Consider the following 17,365-nt stretch of genomic DNA (forward strand, 5'->3'; position numbering starts at 1 on the left):
CCCCGGCCCCACCGCTCGCCCCCGCCCTCGGCGGCCCGTAGCCGGAACCGCGCGCACGCCGCGAGGCGGCCCGGTACCCCCCTGAACCGGCGGGTGCCCCGCGGCCGCCGGCGCCCCTACGGTCGACGTCGAACCGCGGACGGCATCCGACCGCCCGCGGCCGGACGACACCACCGCACGCACCGCCTCACACCCAGGGGGATCCGACATGGCCCTACGGAACCGGCTCCGCGCAGCCGCCACCGCAACCGTCGCCGCCGCGCTCGCGGCGGCGGCATCGGGGGCGGATGCCGCCGCCGCCGAGTGGCGGCCCCGGCCGGGCATGCTGTACCTCTCCGACATGCCGAAGGACGGCACCACGTGGTACGGGCCGGCGCCGTCCCGCGGCTGGCGCCAGCCCGCCTGCGGCCGCTCGTGGACCGTTCCGGAGACCAACGTGTGGAACCGCGAGGTCTCCACGTCGGAGACGGCCGCCGGCGGCCAGAACACCGTCGTCTTCGACACCGAGGCCGAGGCGATCGCCTTCGCCGACCACGCCCGCCGGATCTACGCGGAGTGCCCGCTCAACGTCGGCCCCGACACGATCCGGACGCTCTACGACCACGGGACCGTGGACGTGGAGGAAGGGGCGGCCGTCCTGGGGATGCGGATCACGTACGCCTTCAGCGACACGTACCACAACCACTTGTTCGGCATCGGCCGCGACGGCGCGACCGTCACGATCGTCGAATGGGAGAGCAACTGGAGCGCCCCGCCGGTCGACCACTTCAAGAACGTCACCGTCAAGAACGTCGTCAACCGGCTCCACTGACGGCGGCGCCGCCGCCCGTGGCGCCGGCGGACGGACAGGAGGAGGGGCGGGGGGGAACCCCCGCCCCTCCTCCGTGTGCGTCAGCGCCGGCCGCGGAGCCTGCCGAGAAGCCTGCGCGCCTGCTCCTGCCTGCGCGGGTCCGCGGCGGCCCGGCGCACCGATGAGATGGCCCGCTGCCCCTGGGGGCTGCGGCTGAACACCTTGAGCCTGGCGAGTAGTCCGGACACGGTTCCCTCCCGGTGTAGCCCGTCGTTTCGGGCCGTGTGCCCCGGCCGGGCCCGCCCAAACGGCGGCCGGGGGCCATTTGCATTCGCCGCGGCAACCGAAAACCGCCGATGAGCAGGGGAAACTCCTGCGAAACGCGCCCTCCCGCGGCGTGGAATCTGGAGTGCGGATGGAGCGCGGCTTTAATTGCGACGGAATGTGAAAAACGCATCTGTGCAAGGTCCTTGGAGGCCCGTAACGTATTTCCCGTAAGCACGACCGAACGGAAAACAGGAGGAAAAACCATGATCTCCACCGTCAAGGCCAGCGCCGTCACCGCCGTCGTCCACAACCGCGCCGTGGTCCACAACCGGGCCGTCGTCCACAACCGCGCGGTCGTGCACAACCGCACGGTGGCCAAGTGAAGCTGACCGTCTAAGGTCCTTCTCCCACGGTCCCGGGTTCTCACCCCCGGGGCCGTGGCCCTTTTCATCGGAACTCGTTTCATGGGGGCGGTAATGCCGGCGGAAGACACCGCTTGGGAACTCGTGGATGCCGAGGTGTACGACCTCGAGCGCGATATGTGCTTTCTTGCCACACCGAACGGCGGACAGTTCTACATTTCCGCTCCGCCGGACGAGTTCCGTGCCTGGCTGGCGCGCTGCGACGGCACCAGGACCCGCGCCGAACTGCTCGCCGGAATGTCCCCCGACTACGCCGAGGTCGTCGACGTCCTCCGGGACGACGGCTGCCTGCGCCCGGCCCGGGCCGCCGGCGACGCCGACCGGGCCGCCCGTATCGCCCGCACCACCGTGCTCCTCACCGGCGCCCCCGAGCTCACCGCCCCCCTCGCCCACGCCCTCGCCCCCACCGGATACCGGCACGTCGGGCCGGCCCCCGAAGACCTGTCCGGGATCGGCGCCCCCGAAGCCGCCGATCTCACCGACACCGTGCTCGTCGCCGCCTTCCCCCACCCCGCGCACGCCGAACTCGGCCGACTGGACGCGCTGTGCGGGCGCCTCGGCCTGCGCTGGCTGCCGCTGCGCCACGAACGCGGCCGGGCCGTCCTCGGCCCTGCCATCACCCCGGGCGTCTCAGCCGACTTCACCGACGTACTGGAGCGCCGGCTCAGCGCGGCCACGGACCCGCGGATCCCCGAGGCGATGCGGGCGGCGCCGCCACCCGGGGCCCGCCGGCTCCGCGGCGGCGACGTCCGCTGGACCGCCTCCCAACTCGCCGCGAGCCTGGAGCGCTGGATCAGCGGCGAGGCCGCCCTCGACGAGGCGGAACTCGATCCGCACCGCCTCACCCGCCTCGAACGCACCATCCTGCCCGTCCCCACCCGGCCGCGGCCCGTGGTCCGCGGCAACCCCGACGACGACCTGCTCATCGACGACCAGGTCGGCGTGGTCACCGGAGTCCAGGAGCTGGCTCCGCTCCCCGGCATGCCCGCGCAGCTGCGGGTGTGCGCCGTGGACGTCGCCGACATGCGGCGCGTCGCGGACTGGCCCAACGACCGGCAGGCGTTCGGGACGTCCTGGTCCGATTTCGACGCCGCCCGCCGCAGCGCCGTCGGAGAGGCGGTCGAACGCTACTGCGGCAGCCGCCTCCCCGAGGACCGCCTCCGCCACGGCAGCCACGACAGCCTGCGCCGGGCCGGGATCCCCGCGCTCGACCCGCGCCGCCTGCACCTGTACTCCGAGCGGCAGTACCGAAGCGACGGCTTCCCCTTCGCCCCGCTGACCACCGACGCCGAGTGCTCCTGGGTCGAGGGCCGGTCCTGGACGACGGGCGAACCGGTGTGGGTGCCCGCCTTCCTCGTCGCCCACGGCGAGCACGACCCGCTCCCGTACTCCGACCCGCTCGTCGCGGGCGTGGCCTGCGGCGTCAGCGAGGAGCACGCCGTCACCTCCGGACTCGAAGAGGTCATCGAGCGCGACACGACCATGCTGTGGTGGGCGAACGCCGCCCGTCTGCCCCGGCTGCCGATGACGGACCGGCTCCGCGCCCTCACCGCCGACAGCGCCGACGCCTACGACACCACCCTGATCCCCCTGGACAACGAGTTCGGCGTGCCCGTCCTCGCCGCCGTCGTCCGCGACCGCGCCACAGGCTGGCTGGCCATCGGCTTCGCCACCCGCCCCGACCCGCACGAAGCGGCGGAGAAGGCACTCGCCGAGGGGTTCACCCTGCACCACACCTGCCGCTTCCTCGACGACGAGAAGGCCCTCGGGGACGGTGTGGCGGACCTGCCGCACCTCGGCAACCTCAAGCCGTACCGCGCCGACCGCCGCTACCTCGACTCCTACCGCCCCGACTTCGCGGACGTCCGCGACCTGCTGTGCCAGCAGCAGCTCCACCTCGACCCGCGGGCCGGCGGGCACGTCGCGCCCTGGCTGGACGACCTCCCCTTCCGCCCCTGGCACGGGCTGCCGGCCCTCGGCGAGCGGCGCCTGGCCGCCTACCGCGAACGCGTCGAGGCCCGCGGATTCGAGGTGATCAGCGTCGATCTGACGACCTGTGACGCCGAAGCGGCCGGGTTCTCCGCCGCGCACACGATCGTGCCCGGCCTCGTGTCGAACTTCCCCGCCGGCATGCCCATGTGGGGCAACGGCAGGATCGGCCGCGCGGGCGTCCGGCTGGGCTGGCGGCCGCAGCCGCTCGCCGAGAACGAGTACAACGTCTTCCCCCTACCCCACGCGTGAGGGACACGATGGCTGTCATCGACACGTTCGGCCTGCCCAACACCAAGGGCCGCAGGCCCCTGATCGTCGCGCAGATCGTCGACGCCCTGGGCACCGGCCTCTTCCTGCCCTTCGCGGTCGTGTACTTCCACGCCGCCAAGGGCATCCCGCTGACCACGGTCGGCCTGATGCTGTCCACCGGCGCCCTGCTCTCGCTGCCCGCGGGCCCGCTGGGAGGCAGGCTGATCGACCGGATCGGGCCGCGGCGCGTCCTCGTCTCGGCCAACCTGATCCGCGTCCTCACCTTCACCGCCTACGTGTTCACCGACACCCCCTGGCAGCTCGTCGTCCTCGTCACGGCCACCATGTGGGGCGACAGCCTCTTCCGGCCCTCCGTCTTCGCCCTCGTCGCCCAAGTCGCCGACGACGGGCACCGGGCCCGCTGGTACGCGATGGACCGCTCCCTGCGCAACGCCGGGATCGGCGCGGGCGGCCTCATCGGCAGCACCTTCGTCGGCTGGGGCGGCACCTCCGGCTACACCGCCGTCGTCGTCCTGAACGCCGTGTCGTTCCTCCTCGCGGCCGGGCTCGTCGCGACCTGGCGCCGGGGCGCCCTCGGGCGCCCCGCCGGCGCCGGAGCCCCCGCCGAAGCCGCCCGGGAGGCGGAGCCGCGCGCCGGCTACCGGGAGGTCCTCGCCGACCGGCCGTTCCTCGCCGTCCTCGCCACCACCTGGGTGTTCGCCCTGTGCGACCTGGCGCTGACGCTGCTGCTGAGCGCATACGTCATCGAGGGGCGCGGGCTCCCGGAGTGGCAGCCGGGCATGCTGTTCGCGATCAACACCGTCATGGTGGTGCTCGGCCAGACCGCCCTCGCCAAGGCCGTCGAGAAGTACCGGCGGCCCGCCGTGCTCCAGACGGCCGCCGTCCTGTGGATGGCGTCCTTCGTGGTCATCGCGGCCGTGCCCGGCGACCACGCGAGCCTCGCCTTCTGCGGGCTGGTCCTCGGCATGATCGTCTTCACGGTCGCCGAACTGCTCCAGGCCCCCACCACCAGCGCGCTGATCGTGGGCATGGCCGCAGGGCATCTCCGCGGCCGGTACCTGGGCATGGAGGAGCTGATGTGGAGCCTCGCCAAGGTACTCGCGCCGACCGTGTTCACCGGGCTGCTGGCCTTCGGGGCCGCCCTGCCGTGGCTCATGCTGTGCGCCTTCTGCCTCGTCGCGGTCGTGCTGCTCCAGCGGCTGAACCGGGTGCTGCCCGCACACGTCCAGCGGGAGACCGCCGATGCCTGAGCCCGGCTCCGCACTCCCGCACCTCGGCGAGTTCCGCGAGGTCTACCACCGGGTCTACCGCGAACCGCCCTACCACGAGGACGCGGCGGACGCCGACGGCTTCGCCCGACAGCTCGCCGACCACGCGGCGCTGCCCGGCTTCGCCGTCGCCACCGTCCGCGACGGCGCGGCCCTGACGGGATTCGCGTACGGAGTCCACCGCGGGGCCGGCTGGTGGCACCCGCGGGCCGCCGCCCCCGCACCGCGGCGGCTGCGCCGCCGGCCGCTGTTCTACGTGTACGAGCTCGCGGTCGTCCGGGAGGCCCGCGGCCGCGGGCACGGCCGCCGGCTGCTCGACCGGCTGCTCGCCGACCGCACCGAGGCGTACGCCGTCCTCGCCGCGTCCGGCGGGGCGCCGGCCCGCGACATGTACCGGCGGTGGGGCTGGACCAAGACGGGTGAGCTGACGGGACCGCCGCACGGCGTGGACCTCCTCGCACTGCCGCTCCCGCCGCTCGCGCACCGTCCCGACCGACAGGGGGAAACCGGATGAACACCGACGTGCTGGTCCACGACGATCTCGCCCTGTCCCGCGCCGCGCTCACCGCCCTCCTGGACGGCCTCCCCGGCCTCACCGTCGTCGGATCCGCCGACAGCGCCTACGCCGCCCTGGAGTTCGCCGAACTCCACCGGCCCGACGTCGTCCTCATCAGCTTCGGCGGCCGGGACGAGGAGACCGTCGAGGTCGCCGAGAAGATCGCCGTCCTCCCCGGCAGCCGTACCCTGCTCCTCGCCACCGCCCTCACCCGGCCCCTGGTCCGCAGGGCCCTCGCCGGGGGCATCGACGGACTGGTCCGCCGCAGCGACCCGCCCGAACGCCTCGCCGAGGCCGTCCGCCGCGTGCACCGCGGAGAGCGCGTCTTCGACGACGGGCTCACCGACGCGGCCGCGGCCGGCGGGGACTGCCCGCTCACCCGCAGGCAGCTCTCCGTCCTCGAACTCCTCCACCGCGGCGACCCCGTCCCGCAGATCGCCGCCCGCCTCTCCCTCTCCGAAGGCACCGCCCGCAACTACGTCTCCGCGGTCGTGTCCGCCATGGGCGCCCGCAACCGCATCGACGCGCTGCGCATGGCTCGCGAACGGGAGTGGATCTGAACCCCGGCGGCCCGCCGGCCCCCGTTTCCACCCCGCCGCGCACCCCACTGCACCGAACCGACGGCTCCGATCCCGCCGACGCACGCACCCGTACAAGGACGGCTCGCATGCCCCACACCACTGCCCCCAGCGGCGGCAGGCTGCCCCGCGAGGTCGCCGACGCCCACGTCGACGCCTTCGTCGCCCTCGACCCGATCGCCGCGACCTTCCTCGGCGTCGCCGCGGGCGCAGACCGGCTCCCCGACCTCTCGCCCGACGGCCGGCACGCCGTCGCCGACCTGGCCCGCACCACCCTGCGGCAGCTCGCCGAAGCCGAGCGCACACCGGGCGCCGACGCCGCCGGCGAACGCCGCTGCGCCCGCCTGCTCCGCGAGCGGCTCACCGCCGAACTCGCCGTCCACGAGGCCGGCGAGCACCTGCGCACGGTCGGCAACCTCGGCTCTCCGCTGCACGAGGTCCGCGACGTCTTCACCCTCACCCCCCAGGACACCGACGAGGACTGGGCGGCCATCGGACGGCGGCTGCACGCCGTCCCCGACGCCCTCGCCGGCTACCGCGCCTCCCTGGACACCGGACTCGCCCGCGGGCTGACCGCGGGACCGCGGCAGACCGCCGCCGTCATGGGCCAGCTGACCGAGTGGATCGGCACGGACCGCAGCTGGTTCCAGGAGTTCACCGACCCCTGCCCCGAGGCGCTGCGCGCCGAGCTCGCCGCGGCCGCCGCGGCCGCCACCGGTGCCCTGGCGGAACTCCGCGACTGGCTCCGCGGCACCTACGCGCCGGCCGTCGCGGACGCCCCGGATGTGGCCGGGCGGGAGCGCTACGTCCGCCTCGCCCGCCACCACAACGGCACCGACCTCGACCTGGACGAGGCCTACGCCTACGGCTGGGCCGAGTTCCACCGGCTGCTCGCCGAGATGCGCACCGAGGCCGGACGCGTCCTGCCCGGCGCCACCGACCCCTGGGAAGCGCTGGCCTGGTGCGACCGGCACGGCGACGCGGTCGAAGGCGTCGAGGAGACCCGGCAGTGGCTCCAGACGCTGATGGACGACACCATCGACCTCCTCGACGGCACCCACTTCGAGCTCGCCCCGCGCGTCCGCAAGGTCGAGTCGCACATCGCCCCGCGGGGCAGCGCCGCTGCCCCGTACTACACCGAGCCGTCCCTGGACTTCTCCCGGCCCGGGCGCACCTGGCTGCCGACCATGGGCGAGACCCGCTTCCCCGTGTACGACCTCGTCACCACCTGGTACCACGAGGGAGTACCCGGCCACCACCTCCAGCTCGCCCAGTGGGCGCACGTCGCCGACGACCTCTCCCGCTACCAGACCACCCTGGGCCTCGTCGGCGCCAACGCCGAGGGCTGGGCGCTGTACGCGGAGCGCCTGATGGACGAACTGGGCTTCCTGACCGACCCACAGCGACGCCTCGGCTACCTGGACGCGCAGATGATGCGGGCCGTCCGCGTCATCGTCGACATCGGCATGCACCTGGAACTGGAGATCCCGAAGGACTCGCCCTTCCACCCGGGCGAACGCTGGACGCCCGCCCTGGCCCAACAATTCCTCGGCCGGCACACCAGCCGCCCCGCCGACTACGTCGACAGCGAGATCACCCGCTACCTCGGCATGCCCGGCCAGGCCATCGGCTACAAGCTGGGGGAGCGGGTGTGGCTGGCGGGCCGGGAGGCGGCCCGCGCCCGCCACGGCGCGGACTTCGACCTCAAGGCCTGGCACATGGCCGCCCTGTCGCAGGGCTCGCTCGGCCTGGACGACCTGCTCGGCGAACTCTCCGCCCTCTGAGGCGCGCCCGCCGGGACGAGCCCGCAGGGACACGCCCGCCCGCACGCGGACTCATCCGGCGTACCGCGACCCGATGTGGGCGAGCACCGCGCCGGCGCCGTCCTCCGCCGCCATGCGGCGGGCGAGCGCGGCGGCCCGGCGGCGGTGGGCCGGCTCGGACAGGCAGGCGCCGATCGCGGCGCCGAGGGCGTCGGCGGTGAGGTCCCGGAACGGCAGGGGCCGGGTGGCGACTCCCAGCCGGTGCAGCCGGGCCGCCCAGAACGGCTGGTCGGCCATGACGGGCACCGGCACCGCGGGCACCCCGGCCCGCAGCCCGGCCCCGGTCGTGCCGGCCCCGGCGTGGTGGACGACGGCCGCGGTACGCGGGAACAGCCAGTCGTGCGGGACGTCGCCGACGGCCAGGACCCCGTCCCCGCACGCGTCCAGGCCGGCCCACCCGGCCTGGACCACCGCCCGCACCCCGGCCCGCCGCACCGCCGCGGCGACCAGCGCACCGAGCCGTTCCCCCTCCCCGGCGGCCATGCTGCCGAACCCGATGAACACCGGCGGGGGCCCGGCCCGCAGGAAGCCGCCCAGGTCGGCCGGGGGCCGCCAGCCGTCGGGCCGCGCGGGCCACCAGTACCCCGACACGCCGACGCCGGAGGGCCAGTCGCCGGGGCGGGGCACCACCAGCGGGCTGAAGCCGTGGAACACCGGCCGGAGGCCGTCCGGCTGCGCAGGCGCCTCGGCCGGCAGCCCGAGACGCCTGCGCAGCCGGGCCGCGGAGCCGGCGAAGACCCCGGCCGCACGGGCCACCACGTCCCGGCCCGCGGCGAGGTTCCCCTCCGGCCCCAGGCCTGCCCCGGGCGCCGCCGGAGGCAGGGGGAACCGCCGGGTGGCGAACGACGGGGTGAGGTAGGTCCCGATGACGGGGACACGGAGCGCCTCTCCGGCCGCCAGACTGAGCGGCGCCGGGCCGAAAGCGGTGAGCAGGAGGTCCGTGCCGCCCTCCGCCGCCTCCGCCACGCCGTCGGCGAGCCCCTCCGCGTACGCCCTCGTCAGCGCCCGCGCCTCCTCCCGGGACGCCGCCTGCGACCAGCCCCGCATCAGCCCCTCGGGGTCCCCCGGCACGGGCCGACACTCCAGACCGCACCCCTCGACGAGCCCCGCCAGCGCCGGGTGCGCGGCGACGGCGACCTCATGGCCGGCGTCGCGCAGACGCCTCCCCAGGCCCGTGAACGGGGCGACGTCCCCGCGCGAACCGGCCGTGACGATCAGAATCCTCATGCACCGATCATTCCCACAGCCCGAGAGGAACCCGATGCCCCGCGACATCGACGTCCTGGTCCTGGGCGGCGCCGGCGTGGACACCATCGTCCACGTCCCCCGACTGCCGCTGCCCTTCGCCGACAGCCACATGATCCGCCCCGGCATCACGACCCGCGCCGGGCAGAGCGGTGACTTCGTCGCGCTCGGGCTGACCGCGCTGGGCCTGCGCACCCACCACGCGGACCTGCTCGGCGACGACCACGAGGGAGACCTGGTCCGCGCCCTCCACCGCGACCACGGCATCCCCCTGACCGCGCTCCCGCACCCGGCGGGCACCAAGCGCGCGGTCAACCTCGTCGGCCCCGACGGGCGCCGGCAGTCCCTCTACGACGCGACCCGCACGGACGGCCCGGACCGGCTGCCCGAGTCGCCCGTGCGCCGGCTCGCGGCCGCCTCCCGCCACGCGCACGTCGCCATCACCCATCCCTGGGTGCACGCCCTGCCCCTGCTCCGCGAGGCCGGGACCACCCTCTCCACCGACCTGCACGACTGGGACGGCGCCGACCCGTACCACGAGCCGTACGCCCTCGCCGCGGACCTCGTCTTCCTGTCGGCCGCCGCCCTCACCGACCCGGAACGCACCATCCGTGACATCGCCGCCCGCGGCCGTGCCCGCACCGTCGTCGCCACGGCCGGCGCCGACGGCGCCCTCCTGCTGGCGGACGGCGAGCTGATCCGCATACCGGCGGTCCGGCCGCCCGGCCCGGTCGTGGACACGAACGGCGCCGGCGACGCCTTCGCCGCCGGTTTCCTGTTCGGCCGGCTGAACGGCGAGGACGCGCGCCGCTGCGCCCTGTACGGGGCGATCGCCGGGGCGCACGCCTGCACCGTCCCGTCGACGCGCACCGGCGCCGTCAGCCGTGGGGACCTCCTCGCCCGTGCCGCCGCGGCCGGCCCGGCGGGACGGTCCCGTCCTCCTGCGGAGTGAAACCGCCGCCCGGCGATCCGGAGGCCCGTCACCCGTGCGGGTGTCGGTTGGGGCGGATGCCCGGCCGGTCAGGGGGTAGGCGCGCGCCGAGACCATCACCGGCACGCGGAGGAAGGCGGGCATGGCAATGAGCTCCGTTGGACGCAGTCCAGGCCAGGACGAGTCGGTGGGCGCGCTCGTCACACGGGCATCCCAGCAGCTCTCGGAGCTCGTCCGGGAGGAGATGCAGCTGGCGCGCGCCGAGATGACCAGCAAAGGCAAACGCTACGGAGTGGGCGGCGGCCTCTTCGGCGGCGCCGGCCTCGTCGGCGTCCTGGCCGCCCAGGCCCTGGTCGCCGCGGCCATCGCGGCCCTGGCCCTCGTCCTGCCGGTCTGGGCGTCGGCCCTCGTCATCGCCGCCCTGCTTGCGGCGGTGGCCGCCGTACTGGCCCTGGCCGGCAGGCAGCAGGTCGCCAAGGCCGGCGCCCCCGCTCCCGAGCGGACCATCGACAGCATCAAGGCCGACGTGGCCGAGATCAGGGAGAAGGCACACCGATGAGCGAACAGCCCCGGAGCGGCGAATCCGCATCCGCGTCCGACCCCGAGGAGCTGCGCGAGCAGGTCGAGCACACCCGGGAGGAGCTCGGCGCGACCGTGGAGGCGCTGGCCGCCAAGGCCGACGTCAAGGCGCAGGCCAAGGAGAAGGCGGCAGAGATCAGGGAGCAGGCTGCCGCGAAGGCCGCCCACGCCTCCGACCAGCTGCGGGACAAAGCGGCGCACGCGGCCGAACTGGTCCGGGACAAGACCCCCGAGCCCGTCCGCGACAAGGCGTCCCACGCCGCGGCACACCTGCGCGACGGGGCCGCCCGCGCCGGCCACCTCGCCGCGGAGAAGACCCCCGAGCCGCTGCGCGAGAAGGCCGGCACGGCCGCGACGATGGCGCGGGCCAACCGGGCACCGCTGCTGGCCGCCGGCGCGGTCGCGCTCGCCCTCCTCCTGATCCTGCGCCGCAGCCGCAGCCGCAGCCGCAGTCGCAGCCGTGGCTGGTCCTGCGGGAGGTGATCCGAGAGTCGCCGCCCGCCGCCGGGCAGACCCCGGGGCCGCCTCTTCCGGATCCTGCCCCGCCCGCGCCGCCCGGCCCCGCGCCTCGCCGCGTTGTCAGGCCGCCCGTGTCCCGTACGCGGGCGGCCCCCGGCTCGCGAGGCACGGCACCGGACGACGCGTGCTTGACCGGCAGGATCCGAAAGAGACGACCCTAGGCGCCGATCCGGGCCAGGACGGCGGCCAGCCGCCGCACCGCGTCCTCGGCGTCCGCGAGCTGCTCGCGCGCGGGCTGCACGGTGTCGAAGTCGGGGCCGTCGCCCGGCGGCAGCGTCCGCCAGTGCAAGACCGGCGTCAGCGCCTCGATGCACGCGGCGAGGAACCAGGCGAGGCGCCCGTGCGTGCGGGCCAGCGCAATCGCCAGGGCGGCCAGCGCCTCGCGCAGGTGCGCCAGCCGCTCGATGTCCGGCGGAGGGTCCGCGGCGGGCGGAACGCCGACCGCCTCCTCCAGGCCGGCGGCCGCGCCGCGTGCCAGGGCGCGGTCGGCCGGCGTGAGATCCCACACCGCGTCCTCGACCTGCTGCTCCGCCTCTGAGACCAGCCCTGCCACCGCCGACTGCACGTCCATGGCGCCCAAGATAACGGCGCGAAACGCCGTTTGCGGCCGGTCCGACCGGATGTCCGGCCGGGGGCGGCGGTCGAACCGGGCCCGGAGGCGGTTCGGCGCCGGCGGCTGTCGCCCGCCGGGCCGACCGGCCTGTCGAGGACCCGGCGAGACTGCCTTCCCCGCGAGCGCCGGCCGACGAGGAGGCGCCCCGCGCGCGGGCCGCACACCGGCGGAGCACCGCCGGGGCGGCGGCTGACCGGTCAGCCGCTCGGGGAACGGGAAGGCCGCTTCCGGACCGTCGGCGAACTCCTCTTCCGATCCGAGGACTTGCTCCGCCACCGCCGGTCCTGCGGAGATCATTGCCACCTGGCGGCGCGGCGGGTCACCACCCGCCTCGGGCAGGCCGTCCGGACCGCCGCCGGCGGCGTCGGGCTGCGTCGTAGGGGGAACTGCGATGTGACATGCTCGTTCCATGACTGACCACGTGCAGCCGTCGCGGCCCGGGTCCGACGGCACCGCCACCGCTGCGGGGGACGGTGAGTCGGTCTACCGCCCGCACCACTACACGGCCCGCAGGCCACCGGAAGCCGGCGGCGAGCCGGCCGGCACCCTGACGCTGCCCGCGGTGCAGTCGGTGCTGGACGGCCTTCCCGGTTCGGTGACCTTCCTCCTCCCGGTGTTCGACGCCGACGGCGAGGTCACCGACTTCCACATCGCGGCGGCGTCCCCCGACGCCCTCGACATCGGCGCCCGCCGGGGCAAGGAGCTGATCGGGCTGAGCGTGGCGGGCACCTACCCGACCGTGGTGGGATCCCCGCTCTGGGAGGGCTACCTCGGGGCCCTGAAGACCGGCGTCCGCTGGGAAGGCGAGCCGTTCGAGTACGAGGAGGTCCTCGCCGGCATCCCCCGCCTCTCCCGGTTCGCCGTGCGCGCCTCCGCCTCCCTGGGCGGGCTGGTCGTCTCCTGGGTGCGGCTCGACAGCGGCGAGCGCGAGCAGCGCCGCCTCGCGGTGATGCAGCGCCTCGGCGGCATGGGCTGGGCGGACTGGGACCTCGTCCGGAACACGATCACCTGGTCGGACGAGACCTACACGATCTTCGACCGCGACCGGGCGGCGGGCCCGATGACCCTGGAGGAACTGACCGCGTACGTCCTCCCCGAGGACCTCCCGGAGCTGAGCGCGGCGGTGGAGCGCCTGCTGGGATCCTGCCGGCCCGTCGACCACACCTTCCGACTCACCACTGCCGGCGGCGAGGTCCGGCACATGCGGGTCGTCGCGGAAGCCGAGTCGGACGTCCACGGCCACCCGGTCGAGGTCCACGGCTTCTTCCAGGACCTCACCGCCACGAAGCGGGCGCAGGCCCAGCTCCTGGAGAGCCAGCAGGCCGCCCTCGCCCACCGCAGCCAGCTGACCGCCGAGCGCGACGTCGCCGAACGCCTCCAGCACGCCCTGCTGCCGCTGACCCACCAGTCCCTCACCCTGGCCGGCCTGACCGTGGACGTCGCCTACCACCCGCTCCAGGAGGGGCTCAACGTCGGCGGCGACTGGTACAGCGCGATCAAGCTGCCCGACGGCAGCGCCCTCCTCGTCATCGGGGACGTGGCAGGCCACGGACTGGACGCCGTGGCCACCATGGCCCAGCTGCGCTTCACCGCCAAGGGCATGGCCATCACCGGCATGCCCCTGCCCGCCATCCTGACCCGGCTGAACACCCTGCTGCTGCACACCGCCGAGCGCAGCTTCAGCACGGCCACCATGATCATGGCGCATTACGATCCCGCCACCTCGAAGCTCACCTGGGTGCAGGCCGGCCACCCGCCGCCGCTGCTCCTGCGCCGCGGCGGCGCCGAATACCTCACCCCGCCCGCCGGCATCCTGCTGGGCGCGGTGCCCGCACCGCGCTACGAAGCCGCGAGCATGCACCTGCGGCCCGGCGACCAGCTCCTGCTCTACACGGACGGCCTGATCGAGAAGCCCAGGGAGGATCTGGACACGAGCCTGGCGCGCCTCGCCGGCGCCGCCGTCCGCAGCGCCGCCGACCGCGGCGGCCTCGACGGCATCCTGAACGCGCTCGTGGACCCCGTGACCCGCCGCGACGACGTGTGCGCCCTCCACGTGAGCCTCCGCAGCCCCGCGGCGCCCGGCCCGGCCGTTTCCGCCTCTGCGGTCTCCTAGAATTGCCGGAATGGGTACGACAAGCAGTGACATCGAGAAGGCAGCCGGTGTGCTGCGCGCCGGAGGGCTCGTCGCCCTCCCGACCGAGACCGTCTACGGTCTGGGAGCCAACGCCGAGGACCCCGCTGCCGTGGCGCGCATCTTCCAGGTCAAGGGGCGTCCGCCCTCCCACCCCCTGATCGTCCACATCGGCGGCGCGGACCAGCTCGACGGCTGGGTGCAGGACGTGCCCCCGACCGCGCGCCTGCTCGCCGAAAACTTCTGGCCCGGGCCGCTCACGCTCGTCCTGCGGCGCGGCCCGCGTGTGCCCCTCGAAGCGACCGGCGGCCTGGAGACGGTCGCCGTCCGCGTGCCCGACCACCCCGTCGCCCTGGAGCTGCTCGCCGCCTTCGGCGGCGGCGTCACCGCCCCGTCCGCGAACCGCTTCGGCTCCGTCAGCCCCACCACCGCGGACCACGTCCGCACCGAGCTCGGGGACGCCGTCGACTTCGTGCTCGACGGGGGCTCCTGCGAGGTCGGCGTCGAGTCGACCATCGTCGACGTCACCGGCGACGTCCCGAGCATCCTCCGCCCGGGCGGCGTGACCCGCGAAAACCTCGAAGCGGTGCTGGGCCGGCCGCTCGCCGTTCCCGGCGCGAGCACCGTCCGCGTGCCGGGGCAGCACCCGTCGCACTACGCCCCCCGCGCCCGCGTCGTCCTCGTCGAGCCGGAGGACGTCCCCGCGGAAGCCGCGCTGGCGCAGGAGGCGGGACACCGGGTGGGCGTCTTCCTCCCCGCCGCCCTCGCCGGCACCGCCGTCAAGGCGCACGCCGTGGTCGCCGTGCCCCGCTCCCTGGACGTGTACGCGCGCGGACTGTACGGGTTCCTGCGCGAACTCGACGAGCAGGGCTGCGATCTGATCATCGCCTCCCTGCCCGCGGAGGAGGAGCTCGGACTGGCGATCGCCAACCGGCTGCGCCGCGCCGCGGGGCCCCGGACCGCGGTGTGAGGACCGCCCCGCGCCCCCGACCGGTCAGCGGCCGGAGCCGGGGGCGGCGGGGGAGCGGTCGCCGAGGTGCCGTCGGGCCGCGTCCAGGCTGTCCGCGACGGTGGACAGGCCTGCGCTGCCCGTCAGGTCGAGGAGCACGCCCAGGGCGCGCGGCAGCGGACCGGCCAGGACCACCTCTTGGCGGCGGCGCGCGGTGAGCAGCACGTCGAGGAGGGCGGATCCGGCGAAGGTGACGCCCGTGCAGTCGACGATCGTGTGGCGGACGGTGGAAGTCCGCATCACGGCGCCCTGCCCACGGCCGGGGCGGAGTCGAGGTCGAACTCCCCGGACAGGGTGATCACGCACACGCCGCCCCGCCCGGTACGGCACGCCACGGAGGCGAGCGGATACCGGCGTGCGCTGCCGCCGGACGGGTGCTTGTGCAGATCGTGCATCGCAGGTGCCTTACGCAGTGCCAGGGTTTCCGAGGGCACGTGGAGGCCCTCGTACACGGCGGCCCTGGTGGCGCGGGCCGCCCCCGTCGGGCGGGGCTCGCCGGCGTCTTCCGGCCGGCGGCCGGTCCCGTCCCCGCGGACAGGAGCCGCACTCCGGCCGTGGCACCTGCCCCGGCCCGCCGTTTCCATGCGGGCCGCGCCGGGCCCCTCTCCCGTGGGAGGGTCCACCATGGTGCCGTGCGCGACGAACTCCTCACCCTCGGGCGCTCCGCCCGCCCGTGGCGGCTCAGTGTCGAGCAGCTCCGCCTCCACGACGAGACAGGACTCCCGGCCCCGGCCCGCTGGACCCCGGCTCCGGCTGCCGCTACCACGCGCCGGAGCAGGCGCGCGACGCCCTGAAGATCGCCCTGCTCCGCGAGGCGGACGTGCCCCCGGCCGCCATCGCCCCGTCCCTGTCCGCCGGGCCCGCCGACCGGACGCGGATCCCGGCCGCCGAGCCGGACCGGCCGGCCGAGCGGATCAGCCGGGTCCGGTCACGGCTCGACGTGCCGGAACGGCCGGCGGCCTGCAGCCTGCCCGGCTACGAGGTCCCTGGCGCCGCGAACCGGAGCGCCGCCCGGCCGCGGTCCGCGCCCGCTGCACCCCGGCGGGCATCGCGGACGCGGTCGGGGACTGCGCCGGCCGGCTGCTGCCCGTGCCCGGCGGGCCGGCGGGCGCGACCATGCGCATCAGCCCGTACAGTCGGCTCACCGCGGCCTACCGCGGCCTGTTCGCCGCCATCCGCGAGCGCGGGCCGCCCCGGCGGGGCCCGGTACGCGAGGCATACCTGACCGGACCGGCGCACTCCGCGCCGGAGGCACCGACGACCCGCCCGGTCGTCCCCGAACACGAGGAGGACGCGGCATGACGGCCACCGCGCTCGACGTCGACGCCCGCGGCATGCGGCACTGCGAGACGACCGCGCTCGGGGTGCTGCTGCGCCACCAGGGAATCGACCTGTCTGAACCCATGCTCTTCGGCCTCGGCCGCGGCCTGTCCTTCGTCTACTGGGACGCCAAGAACCTCGACTTCCCCTTCCTCGGCGGACGGGTGCGCCCCTTCGAACTCACCAGGAACCTGGCCTCCGCGCTGGGACTGGAACTCGACGTCCGCGAGACCGCCTCCCCGCGCAAGGCCTGGCAGAACGCGGCGGCGGCCCTGGCCGCCGGCCTGCCCGTGGGACTCCAGCTCGACAGCTTCCACCTGGACTACTTCACCTCGAAGGTCCACTTCGGCGGCCACGTCGTGGCCCTGTACGGGTACGACGAACGGCGCGCGCTCCTGGTGGACACCGACCAGCAGGGCGGCGCCGTGTCCACCTCCCGGGAGAGCCTCGCCCTCGCCCGGTCCGCACGCGGGCCGATGACGGCCCGGAACCGGTCCTTCACGATCACCGCCCCGCGGGAGCTGCCCGACCCGCGGACCCGGATCACGGCCGCGGTGACCGCCTGCGCGGAGGCCTTCCTCGACCCGCCGATCGCCAACCTGGGCCACCGCGGCATCGACAAGGCCGCCCGACTGGTCCCCGGCTGGCTCGACCGCTCCGGCCGGCCGGAGCACGACCTGCCGCAGGCCGCCCGGCTGATGGAGCGCGCCGGAACCGGCGGCGCCCTCTTCCGCAACCTGTACCGCGACTTCCTCGCCGAGTGCCTCGCCGACGTCGACAGCCCGCACCTGCGCACCGGCCACCGCCTGTACGCCGAGGCGGCGGCCCTGTGGACGCGCACCGCCGAACTCATCGCGCGGGCGGGGGAGTCGGGCGGAGCCGGGCCGCTGGCCGAGGCCGGCTCGGTCCTCCGCGACCTGGCTCGCATCGAACGCGAGGCCATGCAGTCCCTCGGCCGCCTGCGCGAGTGACGGCGGGCGGCCCGCCCCCGCTCGACGTGCCGATCGGGCCCGCCGCGCGCACCGTGGTGCCAAGGCCGAAGCGACGGAGGC

Annotated in this window: 19 protein-coding genes; 14 read left to right on the forward strand and 5 right to left on the reverse strand. The window is 75.3% G+C overall.

Translation table 11 applies throughout. The annotated features are described in order from the left end of the window. The first annotated feature begins 208 nt into the window (after positions 1 to 208). Positions 209 to 811, forward strand: a complete 603-nt coding sequence (locus EF903_RS06990) for a hypothetical protein (protein ID WP_125541986.1) — start codon at positions 209 to 211, stop codon at positions 809 to 811. A gap of 80 nt (positions 812 to 891) precedes the next feature. Here the strand turns inward: EF903_RS06990 and EF903_RS33865 are convergent, their stop codons facing one another. Next, positions 892 to 1,038, reverse strand: coding sequence for a hypothetical protein (locus EF903_RS33865; RefSeq protein ID WP_185902551.1), 147 nt, complete (start codon positions 1,036 to 1,038; stop codon positions 892 to 894). A 537-nt stretch (positions 1,039 to 1,575) separates the two neighbouring features. On the opposite strand from EF903_RS33865, the gene EF903_RS06995 reads away from it, so the two are divergent. The 5 genes from EF903_RS06995 (at position 1,576) to EF903_RS07015 (ending at position 7,927) form a co-directional block, all read left to right on the forward strand. Continuing rightward, positions 1,576 to 3,720 (forward strand): YcaO-like family protein, encoded by a 2,145-nt coding sequence (locus EF903_RS06995; RefSeq protein ID WP_260614916.1) that lies wholly within the window; start codon positions 1,576 to 1,578, stop codon positions 3,718 to 3,720. A gap of 8 nt (positions 3,721 to 3,728) precedes the next feature. Further along, positions 3,729 to 4,991: an MFS transporter gene (locus tag EF903_RS07000; protein WP_125541990.1), complete on the forward strand. Its 1,263-nt coding sequence runs from the start codon at positions 3,729 to 3,731 to the stop codon at positions 4,989 to 4,991. Next, the gene (locus EF903_RS07005) at positions 4,984 to 5,523 is read left to right on the forward strand and encodes a GNAT family N-acetyltransferase (RefSeq protein ID WP_125541992.1); all 540 of its coding nucleotides are present in this window, start codon (positions 4,984 to 4,986) and stop codon (positions 5,521 to 5,523) included. Before EF903_RS07000 ends, EF903_RS07005 begins: the two co-directional genes overlap by 8 nt. Then, positions 5,520 to 6,125 carry a response regulator transcription factor gene (locus tag EF903_RS07010; RefSeq protein ID WP_125541994.1) on the forward strand — a complete coding sequence of 202 codons (606 nt, stop codon included), beginning with the start codon at positions 5,520 to 5,522 and terminating at the stop codon, positions 6,123 to 6,125. Before EF903_RS07005 ends, EF903_RS07010 begins: the two co-directional genes overlap by 4 nt. 107 nt (positions 6,126 to 6,232) lie before the next feature. After that, positions 6,233 to 7,927, forward strand: coding sequence for a DUF885 domain-containing protein (locus EF903_RS07015; protein ID WP_125541996.1), 1,695 nt, complete (start codon positions 6,233 to 6,235; stop codon positions 7,925 to 7,927). 51 nt (positions 7,928 to 7,978) lie between these two features. Here EF903_RS07015 and EF903_RS07020 read toward each other — a convergent pair whose 3' ends face one another. Beyond that, entirely contained in the window at positions 7,979 to 9,193 is a 1,215-nt protein-coding gene (locus tag EF903_RS07020) for a glycosyltransferase (RefSeq protein WP_125541998.1), read from the reverse strand. 34 nt (positions 9,194 to 9,227) lie between these two features. Between EF903_RS07020 and EF903_RS07025 the strand changes: the two genes are divergently transcribed. From EF903_RS07025 to EF903_RS07035, 3 genes are all read left to right on the forward strand, one after another. Then, complete coding sequence (locus tag EF903_RS07025) at positions 9,228 to 10,163, forward strand: adenosine kinase (RefSeq protein ID WP_125541999.1); 936 nt, start codon at positions 9,228 to 9,230, stop codon at positions 10,161 to 10,163. A gap of 127 nt (positions 10,164 to 10,290) precedes the next feature. Beyond that, a complete protein-coding gene (locus EF903_RS07030) occupies positions 10,291 to 10,701 on the forward strand; it encodes a phage holin family protein (RefSeq protein ID WP_125542001.1) in 411 nt (136 codons plus the stop codon). Further along, positions 10,698 to 11,204 (forward strand): DUF3618 domain-containing protein, encoded by a 507-nt coding sequence (locus EF903_RS07035; protein WP_125542003.1) that lies wholly within the window; start codon positions 10,698 to 10,700, stop codon positions 11,202 to 11,204. Before EF903_RS07030 ends, EF903_RS07035 begins: the two co-directional genes overlap by 4 nt. 193 nt (positions 11,205 to 11,397) lie before the next feature. Here the strand turns inward: EF903_RS07035 and EF903_RS07040 are convergent, their stop codons facing one another. Further along, positions 11,398 to 11,811, reverse strand: coding sequence for a hypothetical protein (locus EF903_RS07040; RefSeq protein ID WP_125542005.1), 414 nt, complete (start codon positions 11,809 to 11,811; stop codon positions 11,398 to 11,400). Between the two features lie 451 nt (positions 11,812 to 12,262). Here EF903_RS07040 and EF903_RS07045 point away from each other — a divergent pair, with 451 nt between their 5' ends. Together EF903_RS07045 and EF903_RS07050 are read left to right on the forward strand one after the other, a co-directional pair. Then, positions 12,263 to 13,966: a PP2C family protein-serine/threonine phosphatase gene (locus EF903_RS07045; RefSeq protein WP_125542007.1), complete on the forward strand. Its 1,704-nt coding sequence runs from the start codon at positions 12,263 to 12,265 to the stop codon at positions 13,964 to 13,966. A gap of 10 nt (positions 13,967 to 13,976) precedes the next feature. Further along, entirely contained in the window at positions 13,977 to 14,954 is a 978-nt protein-coding gene (locus EF903_RS07050) for an L-threonylcarbamoyladenylate synthase (protein WP_125542009.1), read from the forward strand. A 24-nt stretch (positions 14,955 to 14,978) separates the two neighbouring features. On the opposite strand, the gene EF903_RS07055 is transcribed toward EF903_RS07050, so the two are convergent. Both EF903_RS07055 and EF903_RS33870 read right to left on the reverse strand, forming a co-directional pair. After that, a complete protein-coding gene (locus EF903_RS07055; RefSeq protein ID WP_125542011.1) occupies positions 14,979 to 15,233 on the reverse strand; it encodes an STAS domain-containing protein in 255 nt (84 codons plus the stop codon). Continuing rightward, positions 15,233 to 15,388 carry a hypothetical protein gene (locus EF903_RS33870; RefSeq protein WP_185902552.1) on the reverse strand — a complete coding sequence of 52 codons (156 nt, stop codon included), beginning with the start codon at positions 15,386 to 15,388 and terminating at the stop codon, positions 15,233 to 15,235. The genes EF903_RS07055 and EF903_RS33870 overlap by 1 nt, the downstream gene beginning before the upstream one ends. 237 nt (positions 15,389 to 15,625) lie before the next feature. Between EF903_RS33870 and EF903_RS35030 the strand changes: the two genes are divergently transcribed. The 3 genes from EF903_RS35030 (at position 15,626) to EF903_RS07065 (ending at position 17,284) form a co-directional block, all read left to right on the forward strand. Next, positions 15,626 to 15,787, forward strand: coding sequence for a hypothetical protein (locus tag EF903_RS35030; RefSeq protein ID WP_260614917.1), 162 nt, complete (start codon positions 15,626 to 15,628; stop codon positions 15,785 to 15,787). Positions 15,788 to 16,109: 322 nt separating this feature from the next. Continuing rightward, a complete protein-coding gene (locus EF903_RS35035; RefSeq protein WP_260614918.1) occupies positions 16,110 to 16,295 on the forward strand; it encodes a hypothetical protein in 186 nt (61 codons plus the stop codon). Continuing rightward, complete coding sequence (locus EF903_RS07065; RefSeq protein ID WP_125542013.1) at positions 16,292 to 17,284, forward strand: BtrH N-terminal domain-containing protein; 993 nt, start codon at positions 16,292 to 16,294, stop codon at positions 17,282 to 17,284. Before EF903_RS35035 ends, EF903_RS07065 begins: the two co-directional genes overlap by 4 nt. Positions 17,285 to 17,365 lie beyond the last annotated feature (81 nt).

Origin of the sequence: Streptomyces sp. WAC05292 (assembly GCF_003949955.1) — a bacterium.
GTDB classification, from domain to species: Bacteria; Actinomycetota; Actinomycetes; order Streptomycetales; family Streptomycetaceae; genus Streptomyces; species Streptomyces globosus.